The organism is Acidobacteriota bacterium, from assembly GCA_016196035.1.
In the GTDB taxonomy this organism is placed as follows: domain Bacteria; phylum Acidobacteriota; class Blastocatellia; order RBC074; family RBC074; genus JACPYM01.
Window position 1 is genome coordinate 271,889 of the sequence record JACPYM010000002.1, and the last position, 16,374, is coordinate 288,262.

The window sequence follows — 16,374 nt, forward strand, 5'->3', positions numbered from 1 at the left end:
CGTCAGCCATTTGACGCACCGCTTGCTGACGCGCGCGGTACCGTTACTTTAGAAAGGCCGCGCAGCAGTGCGGCCAATGCGCATCAACAGGCGTCCGAGCGAACGCATCTTTGAAGTGGGCTGGGCAAAGGCGGCCATATCAGGCAAGCCGATGTCTTCGTCGCCGTGTTTCTCGCGCAACCAGCGTTGGTAAAGGGCGCGCACGGGCCGGGGGTCTTCCGCCGCTGCGAGAAAGGCAAACTTCAGATTTTCAGCGGGCACGATTTGAAATTGATAGGCCGCGTAATACGACCGCAGCGCATTGAAAAAGCGCTGGTCGCCCAATTCCTGCCGCAAGGCCGCCAGCCACAACGCGCCTTTGGCTTGCACGATGGCCGAATACTGCAAGGCGCTGTGAAACTCCTTGGCCTGTTTCTCGACTTCCAAATCGCCGCCGCCCACCAAACGATACAGGTGATAAGCCCCGCGCAATTGCTGGTCAATGATCAGCTTGCCCAGCGCCGCGCCATACGCGGCTTCGTGATAATAGGCGGCGGAATAAGCCGACAAGGCTTCTTCGACGTAGGGCGCGCGTTGCGGGTCGCTGCAAATCGCGCCACCCCACCATTGTTGGGCGACGCCGTGGGCCAGCGTGAATTCGAGCGCCGCGCGAATCACGTCGCCCTGTTCGCGCAACAGCCCCGGCAAGCGCGTAGCCTGGGTTGACTCGAAGTCAATGTAATAGGCTTGCGCCAGCGCAACCGTGCCCGGCAAATCCACGCCGCTGTAACCGGGCGGCAGGGGCGCTTCGACGATTTGCAGTTGCGGATAAGGATAATGGCCAAAAGCGGCCTCATAAATTTCGAGGGCGCGCACGGCCATCTCAAGCAGGCGTTTGCCGAGGCGCTCGTCGGCTTCACGGTAATACGAGACGACGCGCGTCTCGCCGACGCGCTTTTCCGCCGCCTTCAGATTTTCGCTGACGATCAGCACGAAGCCGCGCAGTTTCTCAGCGCGAAAAGTATGCCAGCGATAAGAGATTTTGAGCAGGTTGAGCAGCTTGGTTGAAGTGGATTCGGCGCTCACGCCTGAAGCAAAGACCTGCAAATTTTCGTCAGTATTGATTGAGACTTCGTAATCGGCGGTTTCGCTAAACACCGCGCCGCTCGCGCCCGCGACCAAACCCAATTCGCCCACCTGCATCTGATTGGCAATCAGCATCGGGAAGAAATAGCCCAGCAAGATCACGTCGTCGCCCGCCAAAAACACATCGCGCGTGTCCACGGCCTGGCGCTCTTCGCTGACCGCGTCGCTCAGTTCTTGCAGGAAGTGGGCATAGAGACCGGCCTCTTCTTTTTGCACGCGCGGCAGCCGGGCGGAAAAGTTGAGCGTCAATTCCAGCGTTTGATCGGGCAGCAGTTTCTTGGGCAATTCAACGCGAATCCAGCCGCCGCGCGCGCGCGCGCTGAAGCGCAATTCGCGGCTGCCCTGCTTGACGTTTTGCACGGTCAGCCAAGGCGCTTCGCGATCGGTCACCCCGCTGTTCGGATACAAGGCGAAGCTGACGCTCTCCAATTCCTCGCGCGTGGCATTGACGAAGCGCACGACTTCGCGCCCGCTGAAGGTGGCGGCGCGATAATCCAGACTGATTTCAATCAGGTAGTGCTGGCGGCTGAAAAACTGGGCCACCTGCTCGGCCCGCACATAACGCGCCTGCGCGCACAGCGCCAGCACGAGCCAACACGCCGCCAATACGAATTGACGGCAGTCGCGCAGAGGATTTGATTGAGCTTGGAAGGGGAAATTCACGTGGCGATTGTACCAGCTTGTCGCGGCGGCGTGTGCGAAATTCAGGCCCAAGCCTGCATGCTGGAAGCGGTGCCTACCCGTCTAGCTCGCCGGTTCCGTGACCATGCGATAAAGCCTGAGTTCGACCGGCTTGACCAGCAAATCTTTAATGGCGGCGCGGAAGGTTTGAATGTGGGCTGAACGCCCGTGCTCTTCCAAGCCGGCCAGGTTCGTCCAGTTTTCATAAAACATGAATTTGTGCGGCTCTTCGGTTGAGCGGTGAAAGTCGTAGTTGAGGCACGCGGCCTCTTGCCGCGTCGCCGCCACGACCGCCGGGATCGCGGCCAACAACTGCTCTTCCATGCCGGGTTTGGCCTCGAAGTACGCCAAGACAGTGACTTTTTCCATGCGCTAGATTCCTCTGTAGTGCCTTTGTAATGCCTTTGTTGTGATGGTTGGAAAGGTGGCCGGATGCGATGAAACGACCAGCGCGCATCATCAATGACCGGCTGGCGCGAGTCAACCGAGCGGTGGCGCGCGGTAGCGCGGGGTGAAAAAAGGCGGCGCAGTTTTAATCGCCTGCTGCGCAAACACACGAATCCGAGGGGGCAATGCTAAATCTGCTTCAATTCTCAAGAAATATACAGGCAACTCATTGACAGTGTTTTGAATGAAAAAATAGACTGTCCATCACCAATGCTGTCCTTCCCTACTGGCAATCCAATGCAGTATTGGTTTACGTCCGAGTCCTAAACTGAAGACGTCATTTTATTCACTGACTGTGACGGCAATCATTGCCCAGAAATTCTTTGCTGGTACCACATAATGGCGGCATCGCGTGGCATGCAATCGCTTCTATTCACTTTCGCAAGGAGCCAAGATGCAGATTCAGTTTCTTTCAGCGCGCCCGCGCTTGATCAACACCATCTCTCTCATTGGGATGGGGTTACCGTGTGCGCCGTTGTTGTTGCCACTTGGCAGAATGCAACAGGACGCCCAAGCGGCAGAGTTGACCCTCAGCAATACGGCTGATGCTCAGCCTGGGCCAATACTTCAATCACCCAGGCGCTGACTCGCCAATTGAATCAATTGAAGGCAACCACCTGAACCTTGGTGAACCCGATAAGCTAAAACCATTACCCAGATCTGAATTGAAAGACGGGAGTCAAAGATGAATCACAAAGCAGAACAAAAGAAATCGAATTTAACTTTGCACATGACGGGACTGATGCCAGGCAGCAAGCGCCTTCGTTGCGCACTGTTTTGCGCCCTTGTGCTGGCCGTGTGCACGGGCGTCGCCAGCGCGCAGTGCGTATCCTTGACGACCCTCGGCTCTGCTTCCACACAAAATTTCGACACGCTCTCAAACACCGCCGGGAGCACGACGAATAATCTGACGATCCCCGGCTGGTTTATGACGGAGACGGGCGGCGGCGCGCGCGATAACGAACAATATGCCGTGGACACTGGGAGCAGCACTACCGGCGACACCTACAGCTACGGTGCGGCAGCGGCGACCGACCGTGCCTTGGGCGGTTTGCGCAGCGGCACGCTGATCCCGAACTTTGGGGCGTGTTTTACCAACAACACCGGCGCCACCATTGCATCGCTGAATGTGGCCTACATCGGCGAACAGTGGCGCTTGGGGACGGCGGCGCGGACAGACGCGCTCAATTTTGAGTACAGCCTGAATGCCACCGATCTGGTGACCGGCACTTGGACGAATGTTGCCGCGCTCAACTTCATCACACCGTTTACGACGACCGTCGGCGCGACAAACGGCAATGCTGCGGCGAACCGCACGGCGCTTAGTTCATTGATTTCCAGCTTGAGCATTCCGAACGGCGCGACGTTCTGGATTCGCTGGACGGATGTGGATGCCACCGGCGCGGATGATGGTCTGGCGGTGGATGATTTCTCGCTCACGCCGAATGCCGCAGTCGTCCAGCCGAACCTGACGATCAATGACGTTTCGCTGAATGAAGGCAACGCGGGCACGACCAGCTTTACCTTCACCGTCAGTCTTTCGACGCCGGCGGGCGCGGGCGGCGTGACCTTTGACATTGCGACCGCCGACAACACGGCGACGCAACCTAGCGACTACACCCAGAAAACGCTCACCAGCCAGACGATACCGGCGGGCAGTTCGACTTACTCATTCACCGTGCTGGTCAACGGCGATACGACGCCGGAAACGAATGAAACCTTCTTCGTCAACGTCACCAACGCCACCGGCGCAACCGTGACCGACGGCCAGGGGCAGGGCACGATTGTCAACGACGACGCCGCGCCCAACCTGACGATCAACGATGTTTCTTTGAATGAGGGCAACGCGGGCACGACGAGCTTTACCTTTACCGTGAGTCTTTCGGCCCCCGCGCCCGCCGGTGGCGTGACCTTCGACATTGCGACAGCGGATGGCACGGCGCTGGCGCCGGGCGATTACACGGCCCTGCTGCCCACCGGCCAAATGATTCCGGCGGGCAGTTCGACCTTTACCTTTACCGTGCTGGTAAATGGCGACACGACGTCCGAACTCGACGAGACGTTTTTCGTCAACGTCACCAACATCACCAATGCCATCGGCACCGACACGCAGGGTCAGGGCACCATCGTCAACGACGACATTACGAAAATTCACGATGTGCAGGGGAATGGCTCGGCCACGCCCATCCCCGGCGCCACCGTGTCTGTCGAAGGCGTCGTCGTCGCCACGTTCCAGGGCGCGAGCCAGTTGAAAGGCTTCTTTTTGCAGGAAGAGGACGCCGATGCCGATGCCGATCCGGCGACCTCGGAGGGCATTTTTATCTTCTGCAACACTTGCCCGACGGCGGTGGCCGAGGGGCAGCGTGTGAAGGCGACGGGGGCGGTATCAGAGTTCAACAACATGACCGAGATCACGGCCAGCACGGCGGGTTCGGTCGTCGTCACCGAGGCGGCCAATCATCTGGCCGAAGTAACGCCTGCGCCGGTTTCCCTGCCCATCGCTGGCGACGTTAATGCGTTTTATGAAGCGCGCGAAGGGATGCTCGTGACGTTTGTGGATACGCTCACGGTCTCGGAATACAACGACCTCTTCCAGTTCGGCCAGATTGAATTGTATCAGGGCGGCAGGCCGCGCCAGTTCACCGAAATGTCGCCGCCGAGCGTGGCCGGTTATACGGCGCACCTGGATGGCCTCGCGCGGCGCAAAGTGATTCTGGACGACGACAACAACGTGCAAAACGCGCCGCTCAGTTTGCCGAACGGCAGCCAGTTCGTTTTTCATCCGCGCGCCAACGGCGGCTTTTCTGTCGGCACGCAGGGCGTAGACTTTTTCCGGGGCGGCGATTTGGTCAACGGGTTGACGGGCGTGTTGCATTGGTCTTTTGCCGGCACCGGTTCGGTGGATGCCTGGCGCATCCGCCCGACCACTGCACATCCGGTCACGTTCACCGTCACCAATCCGCGCCCGGCCACGCCGCCGGCGGTGGGCGGCGCAATCAAAGCGGTGGGCATGAATATGCTCAACTACTTCACCACGATTGATACAACTTCAAGCAATAGCACGGGGCCGTGCGGCCCAAGCGGTACCCTGGATTGTCGCGGCGCGGATAGCGTGGCCGAACTCAATCGTCAGCGTGAACGCGCTTCGATTGTGATCTGTACGCTCAACGCCGATGTATACGCCTTGATGGAAATGGAAAACACGACGCCCAGCGCGACGATCACCGACCTGCTGGGCGCGGTCAATACGCGTTGCGGCGGGGCGCATCCTTACGCTTTCGTGAATACCGGCGGGACGCTGGGCACGGACGCCATCCGCAGCAATCTGATTTATCGAACGGGCATTGTGTCGCCGGTCGGCGCACCGCTGGTTGACCTAGACCCAATCCACAACCGGCCCCCGACGGCCCAGCCCTTTGATGTCGTGGATGCGGCCAACCCGGCGTTTGGCGAACGCTTCACCGTGGTCGCCAATCACTTCAAATCGAAGGGCGGAACCGGCACTGGCGGCGACGCCGATGCGGGCGATGGCGCGGGCGCTTTCAATGCCACGCGCACCGCCCAAGCCACGCGGTTGCTCACCTGGATCAGCAGCACCGTGGTGCCAGCGGCGGGCGACCCTGATGTGTTACTGCTCGGCGATTTCAATTCCTATGCGCAAGAACAGCCGGTCACGACGTTGACCAGCGGCGGCTTTACCGATCTGGAAACCGCCCTGCTCGGCGCGAACGCCTACTCGTATTTGTTCGACGGCCAGCTTGGGCATTTGGATTACGCCTTTGCCAGCAGCAGCCTGTTCGCCAAAATCACGGGCGTCGGCGCCTGGCACATCAACGCCGATGAATCAGACCTCTTCGATTACAACGATGAGGTCAGGGACTCACCCGGCGAATCTACGTTTGAAGAGAAACCCGATGGCTCGGCCCTGGTGCCGCCGCGCGTCGTTTTCCAGCCAGCCACGCCCTATCGCGCTTCCGATCACGATCCCGTGCTGGTCGGACTCTTCCAAGTCGCCGATCTCGCGATCACCAAAACCGACGGCGTAACGACGGCGACGCCGGGTGGTTCGGTGACATACACCATCACAGCCTCGAATGCCGGGCCTGACCCGGTTACGGGCGCGACGGTAGCCGATACCTTCCCCGCTGCGCTGACTTGCACCTGGACGTGCGTGGGCGCGGGTGGCGGCACGTGCACGGCTAGCGGTTCGGGCAACATCAACAATTCGGTGAATCTGCCGAGCGGAGGTTCAGTCACTTACACCGCGAGTTGTTCCATCGCGGCAAATGCCACCGGCACGTTGAGCAACACGGCCACAGTGGCCGCGCCGGGCGGCGTGAGCGATCCCACGCCCGGCAACAACAGTGCCACCGACAGCGACACGCTCGCGCCGCAAGCCGATCTCGCCATCACCAAAACTGATGGCGTAACGACAGCGACGCCCGGCGGTTCGGTGACATACACTATTACGGCCTCGAACGCCGGGCCAAGCAATGCGCCGGGTGCGACGGTGGCGGACACCTTCCCGGCTGCGCTGACTTGCACCTGGACGTGTGTGGGCGCGGGTGGCGGCACGTGCACGGCTAGCGGTTCGGGCAACATCAACAATTCGGTGAATCTGCCGAGCGGAGGTTCAGTCACTTACACCGCGAGTTGTTCGATCGCGGCAAATGCCACCGGCACGTTGAGCAACACGGCCACGGTCGCCGCGCCGGGCGGCGTGACTGATCCCACGCCCGGCAACAACAGTGCCACCGACAGCGACACGCTTTCGGCATCGGCGAACCTGGGCATCACCAAGACGGACGGCGTGACGACCGTCACGCCGGGCGGTTCGGCGACCTACACGATCACGGCGTCAAATGCGGGGCCGAGCAATGCGACCGGCGCGACTGTCGCAGATACTTTCCCGGCGTCGCTGACCTGCACCTGGACGTGCGTGGGCGCGGGCGGCGGCACTTGCACCGCCAGCGGTTCCGGCAACATCAATAACATGGTCAATCTGCCGACGGGCGCCTCGGTCACGTACACGGCAAGCTGCACAATTTCGGCGGCGGCCACTGGCACATTGTCAAACACCGCGACGGTGACAGCGCCGGGCGGCGTGACAGACCCAACGCCTGGCAACAACAGTGCGACCGACACGGATACCATTTTATTAGCTTGCCCAAGTACCCTGACCGTCAACGATCTCGGAGACACCCCGGATAACAATCCCGGCGACCGAGTGTGTAATGACGGCACCGGCAAATGCACCTTGCGCGCGGCGCTTATGGAAGCCAATGCGATTACGGCTTGCTCGCCGTTGACGATTGACTTCAGCGTGACCGGGACGATCAATTTGGCGACGGCGCTCCCCAACCTGAATCATCCCAATCTGACCATCAGCGGGCCGGGCGCGGATCAACTCGACGTGCATCGGAATGCGGCCGCGCTGTTCCGCATTTTCAGCATCAACAGCGGCAAGACGGTCGCGCTGAGCGGGCTGTCCATCAGCAACGGGAACGTCACGGGCGTGGATGGCGGCGGGGTTTTCAGCAGCGGCAACCTGACGCTTACCAATTGCGCGCTGACCGGCAATCAGACCGACGGCGAAGGCGGCGCGGTCTATGCCACGCTGAACGGCCAACTCACACTGACGGGCTGCACGCTGAACGGCAACACCGCGAACAAAGGCGGCGGCGTTTCTTCCGGCACGGTGCCGCCCACCATCACCATCACCATCAACCTGACGAACACGACGATCTCCGGCAACGTGGCGACGGCGACCGGCGGCGGCATCGGCCTGGACGATCCCAACGTGACGATGAATCTGCTCAACGTCACCATCGCCAACAACACGGCGAGCGCGAGCGGCGGCGGCATCAACCAGACCGCCGGCACGCTCAATTTCAAAAACACGTTGGTGGCGGGCAATACCGCGCCGGCGGGCACAGACATTGCCGGTGTAGCCAATTCGCAAGACTACAATCTGATTGGCAATACCAGCGGAGCGACGCTCACCGGCACGACGACGCACAACCTGACCGGCGTTGCGGCGCTGCTCGGCTCGCTCGCCAACAATGGCGGCCCGACGCCAACGCAGGTGCCTTTGCCCGGCAGCCCGGCCATTGACAAAGGCAACGCGGGCGTCACGACCGATCAACGCGGCCAAGCGCGGCCCTTTGATATTCCCGGCGTCGCCAACGCGGCGGGCGGCAACGCTGCGGACATTGGCGCGGTTGAAGTCCAATGCGCAGCTATCGCGCTGGCGGGTTTACCCGGCGGCGCGGCGGGTGTGGCGTATACGTCAGGCAACATGGCCAGCGGCGGCACCGCGCCATACACCTTGAGCGTCACGGCGGGCGCCTTGCCGCCGGGCGTGACAATCAACGGCAATGGGCTGACAGGGACGCCGACGCAACTCGGCACGTTCAGCTTCACACTACTGGCGACGGATGCGTATGGCTGTCAGAACAGCCAGAGCTACACGGTGGTCATTGTCTGCCCGGCCACCAGCTTGAATCCGGCCAGCTTGCCCAATGCCACGATCAACACGGCGTATGCGCAAACCATTACGGCCAGTCCGGCGGGCAGCTACACGTTCGCGGTGACGAGCGGGGTGTTGCCTACGGGGCTGACGCTCAATGCGAATGGGAGCTTCAGCGGCGCGCCGACGCAAGGCGGGACGTTCAATTTCCGCGTGACGGCGACGGGCTTTGGCGGTTGCACGGGCTTCCGCGATTACACGCTCGTGGTGCTGTGCCCGGCCATTACGCTCAGTCCGAGCAGTTTGCCAGGCGGGACGGTGGGGACGGGTTATAGCCAGACGGTGAGTGCGGCGCCGGCGGGGAGTTATAGCTACGCGGTGTCTTCGGGGGCGTTGCCGGCGGGCGTGACGCTGAATGCCGCTACAGGCGCGCTTACGGGGACGCCGACGACGACGGGTTCGTTCAGCTTCACCATCACGGCCAGCGCGGGTGGTTGCAGTGGCGCGCAGAGTTACACGGTGGTGATTGGCTGTGCGGGGATTGCGTTCACGACGAGTTCGCCGCTGCCGGCGGGGCTGGCGGGGGTGGCTTATGCGCAAACGCTCAGCGTGTCGCCGGCGGGCAGTTATACGTTCACGCTGGTGACGGGCAATTTGCCGGCGGGCTTGCCGCTGAATGCTGTGACCGGCGTCATCAGCGGGCTGCCGACGGTGACGGGGACGTATACTTTTACGGTCAAGGCGCAGACGGCGGGCGGGTGCAGCGCGACGCAAGCTTACACGCTGGCAATCAACTGCCCGCCGGTGACCTTGTCACCGGCCAGTCTGCCAAATGGCACGGTGGGCACGGCCTACAGTCAAACGCTCGCGGCGAGTCCGGCGGGCGGCAATTACACGTTTGCGCTGACGAGCGGCGCACTGCCGGGCGGCTTGAATTTGAATCCGGCGACGGGCAGTTTGAGCGGGACACCGACCACCAACGGTTCGTTCACGTTCACCATCACGGCGACCGGCTTCGGCGCCTGCGCAGGCAGCAGGTCGTACACGGTGGTCGTTGGCAGCGGCGGTTGTCCGACGATCACCTTGCCGGGGAGCTTGCCGAATGGGGCGGTCGGGCAGCTTTACAACAATACTGTCGCGGCCTCGCCGAGTGGCAGTTACAGCTACACAGCGGCGGGGACGTTGCCGCCGGGCGTGACGTTTTACAACGCGGCGGCGCTGCTGTTTGGCTATCCGACGACGCCGGGGACATACAACTTCACGATCACGGCGACGCAGGGCGCGTGCACGGGCAGCCAGAGTTACAGCGTGCTCATCACGGCGAACATGGCGGCGTTTGCGCAAGTAGCCGATTACGATGGCGACGGCCAGAGCGATGCGGCCTTGTGGTCGGCCAGCACGGGCCGCTGGAACATTCTGCGTAGCAGCACGCAGCAAAGCTTCACGTCCAATTGGGGCATGGCGGGCGACCTGGCTTTGCTGGGCGATTACGACGGCGACGGCCAGAGCGATCTGGCCGTGTTCAGACCGAGCAGCGGGACGTGGTTCGTCAAACGCAGCAGCGATGGCGGCTTCCTCATCAAAGCGTTTGGGGTCGCCAGCGACGTGCCCGTGCCGGGCGATTACGACGGCGACGGCAAAACCGACCTGGCCGTCTTTCGGCCCAGCGAAGGCAACTGGTACATCTGGCGCAGTTCGGATGAACGGTTTGAAGTCACCACCTGGGGCGCGGGCGCGGCGCCCTATCTCGATGTGCCCGTGCCGGGCGATTACGACGGCGACGGCAAAACCGACCTGGCCGTTTTCCGGCGCGCCAACGGCACCTGGCTGGTGAAGCGCAGCAGCGACGGCCAATTCATCATCAAGCAATGGGGCCTGAGTTCGGATGTGCCCGTGGCGGCGGATTACGACGGCGACGGCAAAACCGACCTCGCCGTCTGGCGCGGCGCGACGGGCGCCTGGTACATCTGGCAAAGCAAGTCGAACCGCTACCGTATCGCGGAGTGGGGCGCCGGCTACGCGCCCTACCTCGACCAAGCCGCGCCCGCCGATTACGACGGCGACGGCCAAGCCGACCTCGCCGTCTGGCGCGCCAGCGAACAGACCTGGTACATCCAAGCCAGCAAGGACGGCGCCGTCAAGGCCAGCCGGGCGACACCCTGCCCGGCAAGCCCCGCTAAGCAGGCGCCACACAGGCGGGACGCACTGGCAACGCGTCCCGCCTGTCAACCAAGCTCAGCGCCGAGTAGTGTCCTGATAAAAAGTTGCAATTCAGTGAAGACTTCAAATCAGCCACAGAGGCACAGAGGCACAGAGGCACAGAGTATTTTTTGAGAAATCCCGCCAATCCTTGTACTCCGGCTCTGTGTCTCTGTGCCTCTGTGGCTGAATTTGTAAACGCAACTTTCTAGTAGGGCATCACCCGCTGCCGCCGACCAAAGCTTTCTCGATAACACAGCCGCAACAACTCTGCCGCCGGTGTTAACACCACGCCGCGCGCCCGTTGCTGTGCGCCGATTTCAAAGGCGATGCGCCATTGCGCGAAAAGCGTGCGATAGGCCGTCAGCAAGCTGTGTTGCGGATCGTAAATGTGCGTCGCCTCGGCAGTCACGCCGTTGAGTTCCAGCACCTTGAAATCCGCGCCGCGCGCGAAGGCTTCCAATGACGCCGCGCGCAAATCGTAACGGCCAAATTGAAAGCCCTCATAACGCTGGCTCAAGCGCTCAAGCGCCGCCGCCAGCGCGGGGGTGTTGAAGCGCGCGCCATCCAGAAAGATCGCGCCCCGGCAATGCGTGCCCAGTTCGACCAGTTGCAACCGTGCGCCCGGCGGCAAGATCGTCTTGAGTTTGTCGGGGTGTTGCGCGCAATAAAATTGCGCCAGTGCCACCGCGCGCTCATCGTTCAAGATCAGTTCCTCAACCGTCTGTTGACCATCGCCGACCAGGACTGGAAAGGTTTTGTGCGTGATCGAAAAAATGCGCCCCTGTGTTTCACTCGGAAGCCGGTAGTAAAACACGCCGAACTCCTCGCCCGCGATGTATTCCTGGATGATGACGGCTTCGTTGGCGGCGCGCAGATACGCCAGCAGCGCTTCATCCGAACGCACGACCCGCACGCCGCTGCCGCGTTGGCCGACATCCGGCTTGAGCACGACGGGATAGGCCAAGCCGTGACGTTGCATAAAACCCTGCGCGCGGGCGTGCCGTTCCGCCAACCCGACATCCGCTGGCAACAGTTCATAGCGCGCCACAAATTCGCCGGCGTCGCGCAAGCCGTCCAGGATCGCGGCTTTCGATTCGCCGACAAAGCCGCTGGCCGGGATCGCCGGATTGACGGCGGTGAAGAGCGTCAGGCTGCGCTGCCGCACGGCCAGCCAAATCACATAGAGCAACACCGGCGGATAGAAAAGATAGGGCGGCCAGAATTCCCAGCGCGACCAGCGCCGCCACCAACCAACCAACGCGCGCCGCCCGCGCCACGTCGTCAGCCGCATACTCAGCTTCAACAAGGCAAACAGCGCCAACCCGATCAGCAGCGTCAACCACCATTGTTCGCGCCCGCGTGCCAACAATCCCGCGCTGGCCGCGCCGCCCAACCAAACCGCCGCGCCCAGCAAGAGCGGCGTCCAGACCGCGCAGGCGATGAAAAAATACGTGGCGAACCAGCGGAAGTCGGTTTGCAACACGCCCGCCGCAAAATACGTCGGCAAACGCATACCCGGCACGAAGCGGCTGCTGGCAATCACCGCCAGGCCGCGTTGTTGCAGCCAAGCGGAACTGCGTTCGACGGCGGCAGGCGTCAGCAACCATTTCAACGGCGCGCGCTGCAACACGGCGCGCCCCAAATAACGGCCCGCCAGAAACAGCAGCACGTCGCCAATGAAGATGCCGAAAAAACAGGCGAGTAAACCCAACGGCGCGCTGAGGCGCCCTTGCGCAATCAAGACGCCCGCGTTGATCGTCGTCAGGTCTTCGCTCACCAACGTCGCGGCAGCGAGGGACACGAAATGTACAGCAGGCTGCCAGCCTGCTGCGGCTGCGCGCCAGGACGCAACAACTTTCAATAAACTTTGCGCCAAGCCCGCAGCAGGCTGGCAGCCTGCTGTACCAACCAGCAGCAGGCACAACAGTGCGCCAGCCACCAGCCAGCCGCGCGCATTACGCCAGGGTGAGTTCCAAACGAGTTGCATAGGGTGCGGCTCCGGCGGCAGCGCAGGGCGCTTGCGGAAAGTAATTGAATGTAATCTGTTGCGCGGCGACTTGGATGTGCGAATAGCTGACCGTCTGGGCGTTGTCGCGGTGCATGCAAACCGAAAACGCGCCCGGCGCGGGCGTGTGGCTCTGATGATAAGCGGCGAGCGCGACGCCGCGTTCAGCCGCACTGGAAACCGATTGCGCGAATTGGGCGCGGCGTTCGGCGATTACCCGCGCTGTCGCAAACGAAGAAGAGGTCAACGGCAAGTGTGCTTCGGCGTTGTCCTCGACCGTCAATTGGCAACCGTCCCATTGAAAGAGCCGCGCTGTTGCCTGCACCGCAACTGCCGCCAGCGTGAAAGGTTGAAAGGCGGTCAAGCGCCGCGCCTGCAAACGTTCCTGCGCATGCTGTGGCCCAAGGCTGTCTAGCAATTCGAGCAACAGCCAGCCCCGGCTCAAGTATTCATCGCGCGGCGGCCCGGCCTGCACGTCGTAACGATTGAGCAAGGCCAAGGTCAGGCCGTATTGATTGATGCCAATCCAGGTGCCGCCGCTTTCGCCGTCAATCGGCGCGCTGAAGCGCACGCCGTGGCGTTCGCGCACGCGCGGCGTCCACGCGGGCGGGCGTGTGCGACGTTCGTCGCGATTGCAAAACAGTTCATATCCGGTTGCCGTGTGCGTCCAGCTTACCGTGCACATGCGGCCTCCTGTTGGTTTGGGCTGCTGGCGACTTCAGCGTGTTGCCAATGCTGTAGCGTCGAAGGGGCGACGCCGAATTCCGCCGCCGAATTGAAACCCTGCAAACGCAGGATCAGCGCCATCAGCGCGTAATGATGCACGGTGTGACTCAGCAGAAATTGCAATTCGCGCGTAACGGAAGACCACGCCCAGTGCGGGCTATCCTGCCGCACCTGCAATTCGTCAGGAGGCTCCTGCGCCAATCTTTCCCGCAACGACTCCATCGTCCACGCGAGGCGCGCGCTGGCGTGGCGGCGATCCTGCGCCGTCAACTCATCGCGCTGACGCTGGTCATAATCAACGCGGCCTCGCGGCAGGCCGTGCAAAAAGCAGGCGTATGAATCCAGGCAATGCCGCAAGTGACTGCCGACGCCGTAGGCAAACAGCGACCCCGCCGTCAGCGTGTATTGCTCATCATCCACTTGCGCGAGCAAGTCCAGGCCTTGTTGCAAGACTTGCAAGTTGGCGGCGAGCAGGGCAGCGTGCACTGCCGTCGTGCTTGCTGATTCAGTTGTGCTGCGGAAAATCATGCCTTCTCCCAAACGCGCAAACGTTGGTGCGCGGGTTCGTCAATCTTGTGTGGTGTTAGCGGGAAAACCTGAAACCCTCCACCAAACCCCTGATCTTTGTTCCGTACCAAGTGTTGGCGGAAAGCTTTTCAGTTGGCGTTGCTGCTGACGTTGCCTGCGCTGCCGCACCCTCAGTCAAAGCGCGCGCAACCGCTGTGTGCAACCGTCGCGCCAACAGCTTGCGATCAGGCGCAGACAATGATTCCGCGCCAAACACCAAATCCCCCTCGAAAGCCGGCAGCGCAAACAGCTTGAGCAGGTGCGGCACAAATTCCATGTCGCCCCACCAGCACACCGCTGCGGAGGCCGGCGTTTCGTCAGGCGCGGTGCGGTAACGCAAATTCGCGTAGGCCACGCGGCGGCCCGCGCGCACGGCGGGTTCCAGCAACCCGGACTTGAAGGGCAAGACCGTCGTGCCCGCCGTGGTTGTGCCTTCGGGGAAAAGCACCACGTTTTGCCCGGCGGCCAACGCGTCGGCCAGCAGCGCATTGACGCGCAACAGATCACGCTTGCGCTGGCGGTCAATAAAGATCGTCTTCATCTGGCGGCTCAGCCAGCCGAACAGGGGCCACGCGGCGATTTCGCTTTTGGCCACGAAGACGCAATCGAATTGCGCCGCCAGCACGATGACATCCACGTAGCTCAGGTGATTGGCCACCAAAAAAAACGGCGCGGCGGGCGGCGAGCCGCCGACGTTCAGTCTCAAGCCGAAAATCCAAACCATCGTTTTCGCCCAAGCGCGAAAGGCGCTGCCGCGCCAACGCTGCCGCGCTGTTTTTGAAAAGGCCAGACCGGCTGTGCCCAGCAGCCAGAGCAACGCGCCACCCAACGTCAGCGCCAGAAACAGGCTCGTCTTGCTTGCCACACGCAGCTTCCGACCGAACTGCCGGGTAAAAGCCTGGAGTTCAGGCTTTAGCCTGCCTTGGAGATCACGCACACGGGCTAAAGCCTGAACTCCAGGCGCTGGTTCCCGTTGTTCTGTAAGCTCAATCCTCATCGTGCCTCGCTTGTGGGCTTGCGGGCGTCTCAAACAACAACTGCTGCGCGCGTCCGTCCAGCACTGTCACATCAAACAGCACAAAAAAATCAATCGTCTTGAACTCGCGATCAATGGCCGGTGGCCCGCACACCTTCGCGCCGAAGCGCAGATAGCTGCGCAGGAGTTTGGGCATCTGCGCTTCCGGCGCTGCTGCGCCTTGCCCCACAGTCAGCGCGTCTTCTTCCAACTCGCACTCAAAGCCCGGTTGCGGCGGGACAAATAGCCCCTTGTCGAGATGCCCGCCCTGCGCCAGTTGCCGTGTCAGCGACCAGGCCGCACGCGCATCCTGGCTGGTCACCGAACAGCAACCGAAGACATATTGCTTGCCCGTGTGTTGCAAATAGGCCGCGATGCCACGCCACAACAGCAGCAAGACCTCGGTGTGCCGATGCTGCTGGGCAATGCAGGCGCGGCCCAGTTCCAACGACTGCGCCAAGACGCGCGCAGGCAATTGGGTGAGGTCAAATTCGGTGGCGGAGTAAAACCCGCGGCCAGCGGCGGCCATTTCGTTCGTTTGCAAACGATAGGTGCCGACAATCGCGCCGTTCTGCCGGTCGCGCACAATCAAGTGCTGGCATTGGCGATCAAATTCGTCTTCATCGCGCCCGGTTTGATAGGAAGCGGCCAAGCCTTCGCCCATTTCCAAATTGAACACGGCGAAGCGCAACCGCAGCACCGCATCCAATTCGGCGGCGGTTTGCGTCAGGCTCAAGGCATAACGTTCTGTTTGCAACGCCAGCGGCGGCGTCGCGCGTGGCCAACTGGGTGGCGCGATCTGATCGAATTCGACGGCTACCAGCGCGGCAGCGGAATAAAGCGACATAAGCCCCTCCTTGCGACCACTCGTCGTGGTTCGCCAGCTTAATCGCGGTTCAGTTTGGTTTTATTCCGCTGGTGGCGGGAAATTGAAACGGTTGGCTGGGGGAAGTTGGGAAGCCTGATAGTGACGAGTTTATCCGCGTTGTCGAAGCGCGCATAAATTCGCTACTGCCGGGGTCTAAATCGAGCCACACAACATTGGCACACTGGCCGAAACTGCAAGCACGGCGTTACGGTGTTCAGAGTTCCGCCTTTAGGCGGCGGCGCGCCGCGCCAATTGACGCGCCTGCGGCG

The 16,374-nt window shown here is 61.7% G+C and carries 8 protein-coding genes; 1 reads left to right on the forward strand and 7 read right to left on the reverse strand.

The window, feature by feature from the left end:
- Positions 1–48: 48 nt before the first annotated feature.
- Complete coding sequence (locus HY011_01250; GenBank protein ID MBI3421541.1) at positions 49–1,839, reverse strand: hypothetical protein; 1,791 nt, start codon at positions 1,837–1,839, stop codon at positions 49–51.
- Between the two features lie 30 nt (positions 1,840–1,869).
- On the reverse strand, positions 1,870–2,175 hold the full coding sequence (locus HY011_01255; protein MBI3421542.1) for an antibiotic biosynthesis monooxygenase: 306 nt from the start codon (positions 2,173–2,175) through the stop codon (positions 1,870–1,872).
- A gap of 763 nt (positions 2,176–2,938) precedes the next feature.
- On the opposite strand from HY011_01255, the gene HY011_01260 reads away from it, so the two are divergent.
- A complete protein-coding gene (locus HY011_01260; GenBank protein MBI3421543.1) occupies positions 2,939–11,056 on the forward strand; it encodes an ExeM/NucH family extracellular endonuclease in 8,118 nt (2,705 codons plus the stop codon).
- A 73-nt stretch (positions 11,057–11,129) separates the two neighbouring features.
- Here HY011_01260 and HY011_01265 read toward each other — a convergent pair whose 3' ends face one another.
- The 5 genes from HY011_01265 to HY011_01285 all read right to left on the reverse strand — a co-directional run bounded on the left by HY011_01265 (position 11,130) and on the right by HY011_01285 (position 16,084).
- Positions 11,130–12,911 carry a VTT domain-containing protein gene (locus HY011_01265; protein ID MBI3421544.1) on the reverse strand — a complete coding sequence of 594 codons (1,782 nt, stop codon included), beginning with the start codon at positions 12,909–12,911 and terminating at the stop codon, positions 11,130–11,132.
- Positions 12,880–13,614 carry an NRDE family protein gene (locus HY011_01270; GenBank protein ID MBI3421545.1) on the reverse strand — a complete coding sequence of 245 codons (735 nt, stop codon included), beginning with the start codon at positions 13,612–13,614 and terminating at the stop codon, positions 12,880–12,882. Before HY011_01270 ends, HY011_01265 begins: the two co-directional genes overlap by 32 nt.
- Positions 13,602–14,183, reverse strand: coding sequence for a DinB family protein (locus HY011_01275; protein ID MBI3421546.1), 582 nt, complete (start codon positions 14,181–14,183; stop codon positions 13,602–13,604). Before HY011_01275 ends, HY011_01270 begins: the two co-directional genes overlap by 13 nt.
- 55 nt (positions 14,184–14,238) lie before the next feature.
- On the reverse strand, positions 14,239–15,087 hold the full coding sequence (locus HY011_01280; protein MBI3421547.1) for a 1-acyl-sn-glycerol-3-phosphate acyltransferase: 849 nt from the start codon (positions 15,085–15,087) through the stop codon (positions 14,239–14,241).
- A gap of 121 nt (positions 15,088–15,208) precedes the next feature.
- Positions 15,209–16,084 (reverse strand): GNAT family N-acetyltransferase, encoded by an 876-nt coding sequence (locus tag HY011_01285; GenBank protein MBI3421548.1) that lies wholly within the window; start codon positions 16,082–16,084, stop codon positions 15,209–15,211.
- Between the last annotated feature and the right edge of the window lie 290 nt (positions 16,085–16,374).